A 12,955-nucleotide genomic window follows, 5' to 3' on the forward strand; every position below is an offset into this window, starting at 1 on the left:
CACCCGCAACCTTTAGTCGCAATGTCGACGCGAGAGGTACCACAACCGCGCTGAGCCCGTAGAACGGTGCGGGAAGCTGTGACTAGGCTGCGTTCCATGGGCAGCGATGTGGACACCGCACCGCTCGTCGGCCGTGCCGACACCATCGCGTTGCTCCGGTCGGCCCTGCTCGACGACGTCGCGCCTGACAACACGGCGGCGGTCTTCCTCACCGGCGAGAGCGGGGTGGGCAAGACCCGCCTGCTGGCCGAGGTCAGCGAGCGGCTGCGGGACGCGGGCGCGGTGGTGCTGACCGGCTCCTGCCTGGACATCGGCGACGCGTCCCCGCTGCATCCGCTGCGGCAGGCGCTGCGCCGCTTCGACGCCGAGCTGACCGAGGCCCGCACCTCCTCGGCGGTACGCGGCCTGCTCCAGGTGTTCGACGAGGAGACCCCCGGTCCGGACGGCGCCGGCGCGCTGCTCGAGCGGGTCTCCCGCGGGCTGCACCTGGTCGCCGGCGGCCGCCCGCTGGTGCTCGTCCTGGACGACCTGCAGTGGGTCGACCGGAGCACCCGGCAGCTCCTGCTCTACCTGCTGGCCGGGCTCGGCGACCTGCACCTTTCGGTGCTCGCCGCGATCCGCGCCGAGTCGTTGCAGGGCGCCCACCCGCTGCGCCGGGTGCTCACCGAGCTGCGCCGGCTGCGTTCGGTGCGGGTGGTCGATCTGGCGCCGCTGGACCGGGCCGGCACCGACGAGCTGGCCGCGGCGATCGTCGGCGCCCCGCTGCCGCCCGAGGCCGCCGACCGGATGTGGCAGCGCAGCGGCGGCAACCCTTTCGTGGTCGAGGAGCTGGCCCGCGACCTGCGGGACGGCCACGACGGCCTCTCCGACACGCTGCGCGAGGTGTTCCTGTCCCGGGTGGACGCGCTGCCGCAGCACGCGCACGCGGTGGTGCACGCCGTCGCCGCCGGCGTCGAACCGGTCGAGCACTGGCTGCTGACGCAGGTGGTGCGGCTGCCGGAGGAGGAGCTGATCGAGGCGGTCCGGGCGGCGGTGGCGCACCGGCTGCTGGTCGGCGCCGACGACGGCTACCGGCTGCGGCACCGCCTCGTCGCCGAGGTGCTGGCCCACGAGCTGCTGCCCGCCGAGCGGGCCGTGCTGCACCGCCGCTACGCCGAGGCGCTCACCTCGGCCACCGGGGACCTGCACCAGGCCCGGCTGGCCCACCACTGGCGGCTGGCCGGCGAGCCGGCCCGGGCGCTGCCCGCCGCCATGGCCGCCGCCCGCGAGGCCGAGCGGCTGCACGGCTACGCCGAGGCGCACCGGCACTGGTCGGTGGCGTTGCAGCTGGCGGCCCCGGCCGGGGCCGCCGCCGACGCCGAGCGGCCCGCGCCGGCCGGGGTGAACCGCGCCGAGCTGTTGACCCACGCGGCCGAGACGGCGCACCACTGCGGCGAGCACGCCCGGGCGCTGGAGCTGCTGGAGGAGCTGGCCCGGGAGCCGGCCGGCCCGCCGGCCTGCGCCCTGCACATCCGGCGGGCCCGCTACCTGGCGGCCGCCGGCCGCTCGGCGCCCGCCGAGGCCGAGTACCGGCAGGCCCTGGCGGCCCCCGACTGCACGCCCCGGGAGCGGGCCACGGCCGCCGCCCACCTGGCCGAGCTGCTGCTGCACCTCGGCCGATACGCGGAGGCCGGCGCGCAGGCCCGGGAGGCCCTGCTGCTCGCCGCGGCGGTGGAGGGGTCCACTTCGGAGGTGGTGCTGGCCAGCGCGGCGCTGGGCTACAGCGAGGCGTACCTGGAGGACCCGGAGGCCGGGCTCGCCGTGATGCGGCGGGCCCTGGAGACCGCCGAGCGGTCCGGCCGGCCGGAGGACGTGGCGTGCGCGTACCTGCACCTGGCGGAGCTGCTCACCGGGCCGCTGAACATCCTCGAGGAGGGGGTGGTGGTGGCCCGCCGGGGCGCCGAGCGGGTCGCCGAGCTGGGGCTGGGCCGCACCTGGGAGACCCGGCTGCTGGCCATCGCCACGAACGGACTGTTCCGGGTCGGGCAGTGGGCCGAGGCGGAGAAGGTGGTCGCCGCCGCGCTGCGCCACCGCCCGTCCGGCGCCGACGCGGTGGAGCTGCTGCTCGCCCGCTGCCGGCTCTCCGTCGGGTACGGCGACATCGAGGCCTCCGACCGGGACCTGGAGGCGGTGGCCACGGTGCTCGCCGGCGGGGGCGCCCGGCATGTGCTCCCGATGCTCATCCTGCGCGCCGGGCTGGCCATGTGGCAGGGCCGGCACGACCTGGCCCGGCAGGCCGTCCAGCGGGGTCTGACCGAGAGCCGCTCCGACGACGTCATCGTGCTCGCCACCCTGGCCTGGCACGGGCTGCGCGCCGAGGCGGAGGCGTCCGCCAGCCGGACGGTCGAGGTGGACCCCACGGCGGTGCGCCGGCTGCGCGAGGTGGTCGACCGGGTGGCCGGCAAGAGCGAGAAGGCGGGCGCGCCGGTGCGCTACGTCGCGGACGGGTTCCTGGCGCTCTGCGCGGCCGAGGTGAGCCGGCTCGACGACGGCCGGGGCGACCCGGAGCTGTGGGCCCGGTCGGCGGCCGAGTGGGACCGCCGCAACCACCCCTACCCGGCGGCGTACTCCCGGCTGCGGCAGGCCGAGGCGCTGCTGGCCCGGCGCAGCCGGGTGGCGACCGCCGGCAAGCTGCTGCGGCAGGCCCACCGGATGGCGCAGGCGCTGGGCGCGGTGCCGTTGAGCTCGGAGATCCGTACCCTGGCCGGGCGGGCCCGGGTGACGTTGGACGAGCAGCCGGCGGAGGCGCGGTCGGTGCCCCGCCCCCGGAGCGCCCCGCCGGCCGCCGTGCCGGCGGTGGACGAGTTGGCGGCGCTGACCGCCCGGGAGCGCGAGGTGCTCGCCGCGGTCGCCGAGGGCCTGACCAACAAGGAGATCGGCCAGCGGCTGTTCATCAGCGAGCGGACCATCGGGGTGCACGTGTCGCACATCTTCGACAAGCTCCACGTCCGCACCCGGGTGCAGGCGAGCGCGATCCACCTGCGCAGCCGCCCCGAGTAGCCGTACCGGCTCCGCGCCGAATACGTCGTTCTACTGATCCGGCCCCGGCGGGCCGGCTGGAAGGCTGTCCGAGGTCGATGGGCGCTGTGGGGGCGCCGGCCACAGTGGAGGAGACATGACCGAACCGGTCTGGGGTCCTGTGCACCAGGACATCGTCGGGCTGCTCGCCGACCACCCCGCGGACGTGCCGGCGGTCGTCGACCACCTCACCAAGCTGCAGGACCTGCTGGTCCGGCTGCCTCCGCTGGAGGAGAGCTGCCCGCTGGCCGACTTCAACAAGCTCTACCTGGTGATCACGAGCACCGTCCTGGACGGCCTGTACGACGACCGGTTCGTCGACCCGGTCTTCCTGGCCCGGTTGGACGTCGAGTTCGCCGCCCGCTATTTCGACGCGTTGCGGTACTGGACCGAGTCCAGCCCGAGCACCCCGAAGGCGTGGTCCTGCCTGTTCCACCGGATGCGCGGCCCGGACGCCCGCCCGCTGCCCTCGGCGGCCGCCGGGGTGAACGCCCACATCAACTACGACCTGCCGTTCGCGCTGGTCACCACGTTGGAGAGCCTGGAGTCCGAGCCGGTCGACGGCAGCGACCAGCACCGCGACTACCTGGAGATCAACGAGATCTTCGCCGAGCGGATCCCCGAGCTGCGCCGGGGCTACCTGGACCACTGGCAGCTCATGATCGACATGGTCAACGGCGACATCGACGACTGGTACCAGGGCGAGCTGGTGGAGTACACCCGGAACGTGGCCTGGCGCAACGCGCAGAAGATCTGGCGCTGCCGGCACGACCCGGAGGCCCGCGAGTGTGAGCGGACGCGGTTGGACGACAACGCCGCGCTGCTCGGCCGGCTGCTGCTGTCGCCCCTCGGGGCGTTCCTCCAGTAGCCGGGACGGGGGGTCCCCGCGTTCCGCCGCGGAGCGCGGGGACGCCGTCCGCGCCGCCCGGGTGCGAGGATGGCCCGGTGGAACAGGCGCTGACCGGCAACGTCACGACGGGCGACCGGCCGGCCCTGGCCGCCCTGCTCGGCCGCCGGGCGCGGGCGATGGGCGACCTGCTCCGCCGGGGTGCCCGGGACGGCGTGCAGCCGTGGGCGCGGATCCACGCCGAGGACGGGGCGTACTGGCGGGCCACCGCGGAGTTGCTGGAGGCGCATGTGGACCGGTGGGCGGCGGCGCTGGCCTGACGTCTCAGCCGCGCCGGGACCGGCTCCGGTAGGCCGCCGCGGCGGCCCGGTTGTTGCACAGCTCGCAGCAGTACCGCTGCCGGCCCGCCCGAGTGCGGTCGAGGTAGGGGGCCCGGCAGGGGTCGGCGGCGCAGACCCCGAAGCGGTCCGCCCCGCCGGTCGCGGCGGCCCGGGCGAGGGCCCCGGTGACCAGGGCGGCGAACGGCCCGACCGGTCCGGGCCGGGGCAGCGGGGTCAGCCGCAGCGTGCCGTCCGGGGTGGACTCCACCGTGGTGCCGGCGCTGACCTCGGCCAGCACCGCGTTGAGGCTGGCCACCCGGGCGGCCGGGTCGGGGGCGGCGAAGACCTGGTACAGCCGCTCGCGCAGCTCCTTCAGCCGGGGCAGGTCCGGCTCGCCGAGCGGGTCGGTGGCCGCGGCCAGGCCGAGCTCCCGACCGGCGGCCCGGATCCGGGCCACGGACAGCTGGTCGACCGGGTCCTGGAGCACCCAGTAGCTGTGCAGCAGCGCGACAGCCAGCCGCAGCGCGGGTTCCAGGGGTGGCACCGCGCTCATCCGCGCCCGCTCCGCCGTCCGGTTGCCGACACGCCCGTCCCTCCGCCCTTGACCGATCGCCGTCCGCCATCCTAGCGTCATCAGTTGTAAAACACGTTTAAAAACTTATGGAGGTGTGTGATGCGACGACTGCCTGTACTCCTGTCCACGGCAGTGCTGCTGGTCACCGGCGCGTTCGTCGGCGCCGGCGGGGCCAGAGCGGAGGCGCCCGCCGGGGCCGTACCGGCCGCCGGCCGGTCCCGGGAGGTGGTGCTGGTCCGGGACATCGAGATCCCGGTGCCCGGGCAACCGGCCGTCCGGGCGTGGCTGGTGCGGCCGCAGGGGACCGCCGCCGGGCTCGCCGGTGTGCTGGACCTGCACTGGTTCGAGCCGGGCCGAGCCAGCCAGGACCGCAGCGAGTTCCTCGCCGAGGCGACCGCCCTGGCCGGGCGTGGCGTGGTCTCGGTGCTGCCCCAGCTCACCTTCCCGTGGGCCGGCGACCCGGTGGGCGACGCCCGGGACCGGGCCGCGGTGACCGCCCAGCTCGACGCCGTGCGGCACGCCTACCGGCGGCTGCTCGCCGAGCCGGGGGTGGACTCGGCCCGCACCGCCGTGGTCGGCCACGACTACGGCGCCATGTACGCCGCCGACCTCACCGCCGCGGAGCCCGGGCTCCGCACGGCGGTGCTCCTCGCGCCGGACGCCACCTGGGCGAACTGGTTCGACCAGTACTGGCTCCAGCTGCCGGAGGGGGAGCAGGCGGCGTACCGGGCGGTCTTCGCCGGGCTCGACCCGGTGGACCAGGTCGGCCGGCTCGGCGCCGGGGCGTACCTCCAGTTCGCCGGCGCCGACCGGTTCGTCGGCGCGGAGACCCGCGCGGCCTTCGCCGCCGCGGCGCCGCAGGCGCGGGTGTCGCTCTACCCGCGCGAGGAGCACGACCTCGGCGCGACCGGCGTCCGCGACGACCGGATCGCCTGGCTGGCCGACCGCCTGGGCCTGCACGGATGATCCGAGGAACAGGGGACCGGCCGGCCCGGGGGGTGCCGGCCGGTCCCGGCGTACGGGGAAGCGACTGGGCCGGCCCGACCTGCCGGCCCGGCGGCGCCCCGGCCGCGCGGGGGTAACGGCCGCCGGCCGGGTGTCGGGCCGGCCCGGCCGGGTACGTCGCCGCCATGGCGCAGAGTGAACCGGCCCGTCCCGGGCCGACCCCGGGCGGCCCGGTCCGCCGCTTCCCCTTCCGGTTCGACCCGGCGTTCCGGCTGCCCCTGGCGCTGCTCGGGGTGCGCCCGGAGACCGCCCGGGTCGAACTCGGCCCCGACGAGCTGACCGTCCGGTTCGGCCCCTGGCTGCTGCGGGCCGAGCGGGACAACGTCGCCGAGGCGGAGCTCGGCGGGCCGTACCGCTGGTGGCGGGCGATCGGGCCGCACCTGTCCCTCGCCGACGGCGGGGTCACCTTCGGCAGCAGCGTGGCCGCCGGGGTCTGCCTGCGCTTCGCCGCCCCGGTGCCGGCCCTCGCCCCCGGCCCGTGGCTGCGCCACCCGGCGGTCACGGTGACGGTGACCGACCCGGAGGCCCTACGCGACGCCCTGCGCCTCCCGCCCGGCTGACCGGCCGCCGGCCCTGACGATCTTTTCCGGCTTGTCGGGTTCCGCCGGGAAGTGTTCGGGGTACCGCCTACGGTCGATCGAGGGCCTGGAGGGGTGTAGATGGCGGACAGGCGGGACGGGGCGCAGCCCCGGCGTACGCGGGGGCGGCGCAACCGGGCGCAGTCCGCCGCGGCGGAGCGGGCGCTGCGCGCGGCCCGCGACCCTGAACTGGGCGACCCGGACGGCCGGGGCCTGGCCGCGATCCCGGCCCGCGTGGACACCCCGGTCCGGCCGCCCGAGCCGGCCACCCGGCTCGCCCGGTGGCTGTTCGAGCACCGGGTGCAGCCGGTCGGCCCGGAGACCCGCGAGCACCAGGCGCCGGCGCACCCCTGGTGGCAGGTGATGTGCCTGACCGGCGTGGACTACTTCTCCACCCTGTCCTACCTGCCCGGCATCGCCGCGGTGGCGGCCGGCGCGCTCTCCCCGCTGGCCACGCTGCTGATCGTGGCGCTCACCCTGCTCGGGATGCTGCCGATGTACCGGCGGGTGGCCCGGGAGAGCCCGCACGGGCAGGGCTCGGTGGCGATGCTGGAACGGCTGCTGCCGTTCTGGCGGGGCAAGATCTTCGTGCTGGTGCTGCTGGGCTTCGTGGCCACCTCGTGGATCATCACGATCACCCTGTCCGCCGCCGACGCCACCGTGCACCTGCTGGAGAACCCGTACCTGCCGCAGTCGTTCCCGCACGGCACCGGCGCCGCGGTGCTGGTGACCGTGGTGCTGCTGCTGATCCTCGGCGGGGTGTTCCTGATGGGCTTCCGCGAGGCGGTGCAGGTGGCCATCCCGCTGGTCGCGGTCTTCCTGGCGCTGAACGCGGTGATCGTGGTCGCCGCCCTGGTCGAGGTCGCCCGCGACCCCGCGGTGCTCTCCGGCTGGACCTCCCGGCTGACCTCGCTCGGCGGGGCCGGCGACGTGCTGCGCACCAGCGTGCTCGCCTTCCCGCTGCTGGTGCTGGGCCTCTCCGGCTTCGAGACCGGGGTGAGCATGATGCCGCTGGTGAAGGGGGCGGGTCGGGACACCGAGGAACGCCTGCAGGCCCGGATCCACAACACCCGCAAGCTGCTCACCACCGCCGCGTTGATCATGTCGGTCTACCTGATCACCACCACCTTCGTGACCACCCTGCTGATCCCGGCCCGGGAGTTCCAGCCCGGCGGGGCGGCCAACGGGCGGGCGCTGGCCTGGCTGGCCCACGAGCACCTGGGCGAGGCGTTCGGCACCGTCTACGACATCAGCAGCATCTTCATCCTCTGGTTCGCCGGGGCCTCCGCGATGGCCGGCCTGATCAACATCGTGCCCCGCTACCTGCCCTCGTACGGCATGGCCCCCGAGTGGGGGCGGGCGGTCCGCCCGGTGGTGCTGGTCTACACGGCGATCAGCGTCGCCATCACGGTCGCCTTCCGGGCCGACGTCAATGCCCAGGCCGGGGCGTACGCGACGGGGATCCTGGCGATGATGGTCTCCGGCGCGATCGCGGTGACCATCTCCGCCTACCGGGCGCGGCACCGGATCGCCGGGGCCGGCTTCGCGGCGCTCACCGTGGTGCTGCTCTACGCGCTGACCCAGAACGTCATCGAGAAGCCGGACGGCATCGCCATCTCCGGCCTGTTCATCGCCGGCATCATCGCCGTCTCGCTGATCTCCCGGGTGTCCCGGACCACGGAGCTGCGGGCCGAACGGATCGAGTTCGACGCCGCGGCCCGGCGGTTCGTCGCCGACTCGATCGCGCACGACGGCCAGCTGCACGTGATCGCCAACAAGCGGCAGAGCGGCTCGGTCAAGGAGTACCGGCTCAAGGAGCGCGCGCAGCGCGGGATGAACCCCGTCCCGGGCGCCGCCGACGTGCTCTTCCTGGAGATCGACATCTCCGACCCGTCGCAGTTCAGCGACGTCCTGCGGGTGCGCGGGGTGGAGGTCGGCGGGTACCGGATCCTGCGTGCCGGCAGCCCGGCCGCCCCGAACGCGATCGCCGCCATCCTGCTCGCGCTCCGGGATGCCACCGGGGTCCGGCCGCACTGCCATTTCGAGTGGTCCGAGGGCAACCCGATCGCGCACCTGCTGCGCTACCTGATCCTCGGCCGCGGTGACACCCCGCCCGTGGTCCGGGAGATCATCCGCAAGTCCGAGCCCGACCGCGCCCGCCGCCCCGGCATCCACGTCGGCGGCTGAGCCCGCAAGGAAGGGCTGGCTCAGGCGAGGGCGCGCAGCCGGGCGTTGAGTTCGCCGGCGAAGAAGTCGAGGAAGCCGTCCGGGTCCGGGCCGGCGTTCTGCAGGACGATGTGGTCGTAGCCGGCCTCCACGTACGCCCGGGCCTTGGCCAGGTGCGCCTCGGGATCCGGCCCGACGGAGAACTGCCGCCGGATGTGCTCGTCCTCCACCCAGACGGTCGCCGCGTCGAAGTTGACCGGGTTGGGCAGCTCGCTCATCACCTTCCAGCCGGTGACCGCCCACCGGCTGGTTTCCTTCGCGGCCCGGACCGCCTGCTCCTCGTCCGGGGCCCAGGCGAGGGGCACCTCCGCGTAGCGGGGGCCCTGCCCGCCGGCCGCCCGGTAGTCCTCGACGATGGCCGCCTTCGGCTCGGTGGCGAACAGCCCGTCGCCGAGTTCGGCGGCCATCGCCGCGGAGTCCTTCCCGCTGGCCGCGACGGCGATCACCGGGGGCGTGTCCGGCAGGTCGAAGACGCGGGCGTCCTCGAGCTGCAGGTGCCTTCCCTCGTACGACTGGTAGCCGCCCTGCCAGAGCAGCCGGATGATCTCCAGCGCCTCTCGCAGCCGCTCGTGCCGGCCGCGGACGCTCGGGAAGCCCTGCCCGACGACGTGCTCGTTGAGCCGCTCGCCGGCGCCCACCCCGAGGGTGAACCGCCCGTCGGAGATCAGCGCCAGGGTGGCGGCGGCCTGCGCGATGATCGCCGGGTGGTAGCGGACGCTCGGGCAGGTGACGCCGGTGGCCAGGCCGAGCGTGGTGGTCTTCGCCGCGATGGCCCCGAGGGCGCTCCAGGTGAAGCAGGAGTGACCCTGCACCTCCAGCCACGGGTGGTAGTGGTCGCTCATCTCGACGAAGTCGAATCCGGCCTGCTCCGCGCGGATCGCCTGGCGGATCAGCTCCTGCGGACCGAAGGCCTCCGAGGCCAGCTTGTAGCCGATCTGCATGCCGGTACTCCCGTTCCCTGAGCGGCTGGACCGCTGCCCTTCCCGGCAGACGGCCGGACAAACGCCGCCCGGCCCGGGGAAGTCCAGCCTCCTAGGACGGCCTACGGAGCGTGACCCGCTGCCGTCCGGACACGACGAGGCCCGCGCCTCGGGGGAGCGGGCGCGGGCCAGGGGGGGTGACCTACTTGGACGGTTCGGGGAGCGTGCAGTCCACCTTGGGGTTGGCGCCGATGTAGTTCAGCGGACCGGCCACGATGGTGACCAGAATGGTGCCGGCCTCGGCGCAGTTGGTGTCGTCGTTGGCGTAGTAGCCGCGCTGACCGGCGGCGATCGCGCCGATGATGAGCCAGATGACGACCAGGACGCCGAGTATCGAGGTGCCGCGCATGGGTTGCCTCCACGGGGTTGTGGTGGATTCGAGGGTGGAGGTCATGTACCCAGCACGGGGGAACGGTCAAACGACGGCCGATATCGGCGCGGCTGATTTCGACCATCGCGGATCGGGTCAGTGCGGCGGGTCCGGGTCCTCCGGCGGCTTGCCCCGGCTGCGCAGATAGTCGGCGACCGCCACCCCGACCAGCACCAGCATGGCGCCGAGCGCGGCGAACAGGGGCGGCAGGAAGAGGACGGCCGGCGCGATGGTGAGCAGGGCCAGCAGCCCGCCGGGGCGGGACAGCGACACCCGGCTGAACACCTCGTACTCGAACGCGGCGCGACCGACCAGGAACATCGCCGGCCCGCCGAGGATGACCGCCATCCAGGCCGGCGGGGTGTGCCCGGTGGGCTCGAGCAGCACCAGGTCGAAGCCCGCGGCGGTGGTCACCACCCCGGCCACCATCAGCAGGTGGGTGTAGGGCGCGGTGTTCAAGAACCGGCTCGGTTCCTTCGACCGGGCGATGGCGTGCGGCAGCAGCTCCCCGGACTTGTGCACGTAGATCCGCCAGAGCAACAGGGTGGTGCTGAACGCGACGGCGAAGGCGACGAGGTTCTCCACCTCGGAGTGGTGGAGGCTGAAGACGGTTCCGGTGACCAGGATGGCGTCGCCCAGCGCGATGGTGAAGAACTGCTGGTACCGCTCGGAGAGGTGCTCGGCCGTGACGTTGCGTTGGGCGTCGGGCACCACGCCCAGGCCGGGCACCGGGTAGGCCAGCCGGAAGCCGACGTAGTCGATGGTCAGGGCCAGGGCCCAGAGCCACTCCCGGGCATCATCGTGGGTCAGTGCGCCACCGATCAGCCACGGCACCGCGGAGACGGCGAACCAGATGAAGATCCGGGCCGCTCGCCGCTGGGTCTGCCGGTGGTGCCGGACCGCCGGCATGAGGAACAGCCCGCGTCCGAGATGGATCGCCACGTACGTCCCGGCGAAGACCAGCCCCCGGGCGCCGAACGCCTCCGGGATGGCCGTGGTCATCAGCAGCGCGCCGAACATCACCGCGATGATCAGCAGTTTGATCTGCGGGCGCTGCGGGTCGTACATGTCGGTGACCAGGGTGGTGATCGCCCAGGTCCACCACATCGCCATCAGCATGATCAGGGCCTGGACGGCCCGTTCCCAACCCAGGTCGGTGATCAGTCCGCGGGAGATGAGGGCGAGCGCGACCACGTACACCAGGTCGAAGAAGAGTTCCAGCAGGGTCACCCGGCGGGGTGACTCGGCGTCGCGCACCGGGGGCCGCCGGCTGGCGGGTTGCTCCGGCGTGGCGAAGGGCACGAGCTGCTCCTGCGGTGGCGGATCGGCGCGGCGGGCCGTCCGGCCCCTCACCGAAGGTAGCGACGGCCACCCGGAACTGTGTCCGGTTTCATCCTTTTGGTCGGATCCCTGCGGCGGGCCCCGGGCCCGCCCCGCGGCCATGCGGTCCCGGAACGGCCCGGGCCGGTGGTGACGGTCGGTCACCACCGGCCCGGCACGGCCTCGGGGCGCCCGTCAGGGAAGCACCTCGTCCGCTTCGGCGCGGGCCCCGGCCAGCAACTTGGCCTGCTGCGGCCAGGTCGCCAGGCTCGACGTGGCGCGCAGACCGGCGGCCTTGATGGTCTCCCGCAGCGCCGCCTCGTCCAGTTCGGCGAGCTGCTGGTAGGTGCGGATGCCGGCGCTCTGCAGTGCGGCGGCCATCTTCGGCCCGATGCCCTGGATCCGCCGGAAGTCGTCCGGGGCACCCTGGTCGGCGGCACCGTCCAGCTCGGCCGGGACGGCGTCCGCCACCGCGTCGCGCGGCGCGGGGACGACCACCGGCGCCACCTCCGGCGTGTCCGTCGTCGCCGGCTCCTCCGCCACTACGACCGGCGCGGGCTCGGCCACCGCCGGCTCGACATCGGCGTCGGCGGGCTCCGCCTCGGCGGCGCGCGCCGCCACCGGCGCGGTGCTCCCGGCCGGCTCGGCGGACGGCAGCGGGGTGGCCTCGGCGGCCAGGGTGGCGGCGGCCGGGGGAGCGTCCTGCTCGGCCGGCACCGGCTCCTCGGTCACCGCGGCGGGCGGGGGGACCTCGTCGACGACGGCCGTCGGCCGCTCCTGGTCGACGACGGCGTCCGCCTCGGCGGCGTCGGTGGCCGGTGCACCCTCCACGGTGGGCGACGCCGGGCCGCCGGCGCTCCGGCGGCCCATCACCACCCAGCCGACCACCAGGCCCACGAGCAGGACCAGGATGACGACCAGCCATTGCCCGAAACTCACGGCCAACCTCCTCGTATGTGTGTGCACGACAGTCGCGGTAAAAACTCGGGGCAGCTTCGCACACCCACGCCGGGGACGACAGAGAGGTCGGCGGGTTCGATCGCTGGTGGGACGGCGTCGTGTCGCCGGGTGGCGGTGGGATGACCGAGCGTGTGCCGCGACCGCTGGGAAAGGAGGCGTCCCGGACCCCCCGTGGCGTGAGCGGGGTCCGGGACATCGGTCCGGTCGCCGGGGTCCGAGGCGGCGTCAGCAGAGCGGGCGGCGGATCGGCGCGTCGAGCGCGTCCCAGCTCGCGTCCCAGCTGTAGAAGCAGGCGGCGACGGCGTCCCGCGGCGAACGCCAGGTCGGCAGGTACGGCGATGTGTGCGCCGAGAGCCGCTCGTTGACGCGGCGGTACAGCGGGTGGTCCCGCGCCTCGGCCGCCACGTCCGGGTCGACGTCGGTGGTTTCCATCAGGTGTACGCAGAGGTCGTGCAGCGAGTACAACGACCGGTGCCGGACCCCGGTCAGCCGGGGGAGCTCGGTCGCGTCGGACTCGGCGAGGATCTGCGCCACCCGTCCCTCCGCCCCCGGCACGATCCGGCTGACCACCAACAGTCGACTCATCGGGACCCCTCTCGCCGGTGACGCCCCTGACCTCGGGGTCGAGGGGGCGTCGGAGACCGTGTGGGCCACACCCTGCCCGAGTCGCTGTTACCTGGACGTCACCGCCTGTCGGCCGGCGGTGACACCGGTCGTG

The 12,955-nt window shown here is 74.6% G+C and carries 12 protein-coding genes; 6 read left to right on the forward strand and 6 right to left on the reverse strand.

Annotated elements, in window-relative coordinates; translation table 11 throughout:
• Positions 1–96: 96 nt before the first annotated feature.
• The 3 genes from Q2K19_RS23760 to Q2K19_RS23770 all read left to right on the forward strand — a co-directional run bounded on the left by Q2K19_RS23760 (position 97) and on the right by Q2K19_RS23770 (position 4,224).
• Complete coding sequence (locus Q2K19_RS23760; RefSeq protein ID WP_302763837.1) at positions 97–3,039, forward strand: helix-turn-helix transcriptional regulator; 2,943 nt, start codon at positions 97–99, stop codon at positions 3,037–3,039.
• Positions 3,040–3,154: 115 nt separating this feature from the next.
• Positions 3,155–3,925 carry a DUF5995 family protein gene (locus Q2K19_RS23765; RefSeq protein ID WP_302763839.1) on the forward strand — a complete coding sequence of 257 codons (771 nt, stop codon included), beginning with the start codon at positions 3,155–3,157 and terminating at the stop codon, positions 3,923–3,925.
• A gap of 77 nt (positions 3,926–4,002) precedes the next feature.
• Positions 4,003–4,224, forward strand: coding sequence for a hypothetical protein (locus Q2K19_RS23770; protein ID WP_302763840.1), 222 nt, complete (start codon positions 4,003–4,005; stop codon positions 4,222–4,224).
• A gap of 4 nt (positions 4,225–4,228) precedes the next feature.
• Here the strand turns inward: Q2K19_RS23770 and Q2K19_RS23775 are convergent, their stop codons facing one another.
• Positions 4,229–4,777, reverse strand: a complete 549-nt coding sequence (locus Q2K19_RS23775; RefSeq protein ID WP_302763841.1) for a CGNR zinc finger domain-containing protein — start codon at positions 4,775–4,777, stop codon at positions 4,229–4,231.
• A 120-nt stretch (positions 4,778–4,897) separates the two neighbouring features.
• On the opposite strand from Q2K19_RS23775, the gene Q2K19_RS23780 reads away from it, so the two are divergent.
• The 3 genes from Q2K19_RS23780 (at position 4,898) to Q2K19_RS23790 (ending at position 8,568) form a co-directional block, all read left to right on the forward strand.
• A complete protein-coding gene (locus tag Q2K19_RS23780) occupies positions 4,898–5,764 on the forward strand; it encodes an alpha/beta hydrolase family protein (RefSeq protein WP_302763842.1) in 867 nt (288 codons plus the stop codon).
• A 164-nt stretch (positions 5,765–5,928) separates the two neighbouring features.
• Positions 5,929–6,363, forward strand: a complete 435-nt coding sequence (locus Q2K19_RS23785) for a hypothetical protein (RefSeq protein WP_302763843.1) — start codon at positions 5,929–5,931, stop codon at positions 6,361–6,363.
• A 99-nt stretch (positions 6,364–6,462) separates the two neighbouring features.
• Positions 6,463–8,568: an APC family permease gene (locus Q2K19_RS23790; RefSeq protein WP_302763844.1), complete on the forward strand. Its 2,106-nt coding sequence runs from the start codon at positions 6,463–6,465 to the stop codon at positions 8,566–8,568.
• Positions 8,569–8,588: 20 nt separating this feature from the next.
• On the opposite strand, the gene Q2K19_RS23795 is transcribed toward Q2K19_RS23790, so the two are convergent.
• From Q2K19_RS23795 to Q2K19_RS23815, 5 genes are all read right to left on the reverse strand, one after another.
• Positions 8,589–9,548, reverse strand: a complete 960-nt coding sequence (locus tag Q2K19_RS23795) for a TIGR03557 family F420-dependent LLM class oxidoreductase (protein ID WP_302763845.1) — start codon at positions 9,546–9,548, stop codon at positions 8,589–8,591.
• Positions 9,549–9,729: 181 nt separating this feature from the next.
• Positions 9,730–9,936, reverse strand: a complete 207-nt coding sequence (locus Q2K19_RS23800) for a hypothetical protein (protein WP_302763846.1) — start codon at positions 9,934–9,936, stop codon at positions 9,730–9,732.
• Between the two features lie 117 nt (positions 9,937–10,053).
• Positions 10,054–11,259, reverse strand: coding sequence for a low temperature requirement protein A (locus tag Q2K19_RS23805; RefSeq protein WP_302763847.1), 1,206 nt, complete (start codon positions 11,257–11,259; stop codon positions 10,054–10,056).
• Positions 11,260–11,472: 213 nt separating this feature from the next.
• Positions 11,473–12,216 carry a helix-hairpin-helix domain-containing protein gene (locus Q2K19_RS23810; RefSeq protein ID WP_302763849.1) on the reverse strand — a complete coding sequence of 248 codons (744 nt, stop codon included), beginning with the start codon at positions 12,214–12,216 and terminating at the stop codon, positions 11,473–11,475.
• Positions 12,217–12,462: 246 nt separating this feature from the next.
• Complete coding sequence (locus Q2K19_RS23815) at positions 12,463–12,822, reverse strand: TcmI family type II polyketide cyclase (RefSeq protein ID WP_302763850.1); 360 nt, start codon at positions 12,820–12,822, stop codon at positions 12,463–12,465.
• Positions 12,823–12,955: the final 133 nt, after the last annotated feature.

The sequence above is a fragment of the Micromonospora sp. NBRC 110009 genome (assembly GCF_030518795.1).
In the GTDB taxonomy this organism is placed as follows: Bacteria; Actinomycetota; Actinomycetes; order Mycobacteriales; family Micromonosporaceae; genus Micromonospora.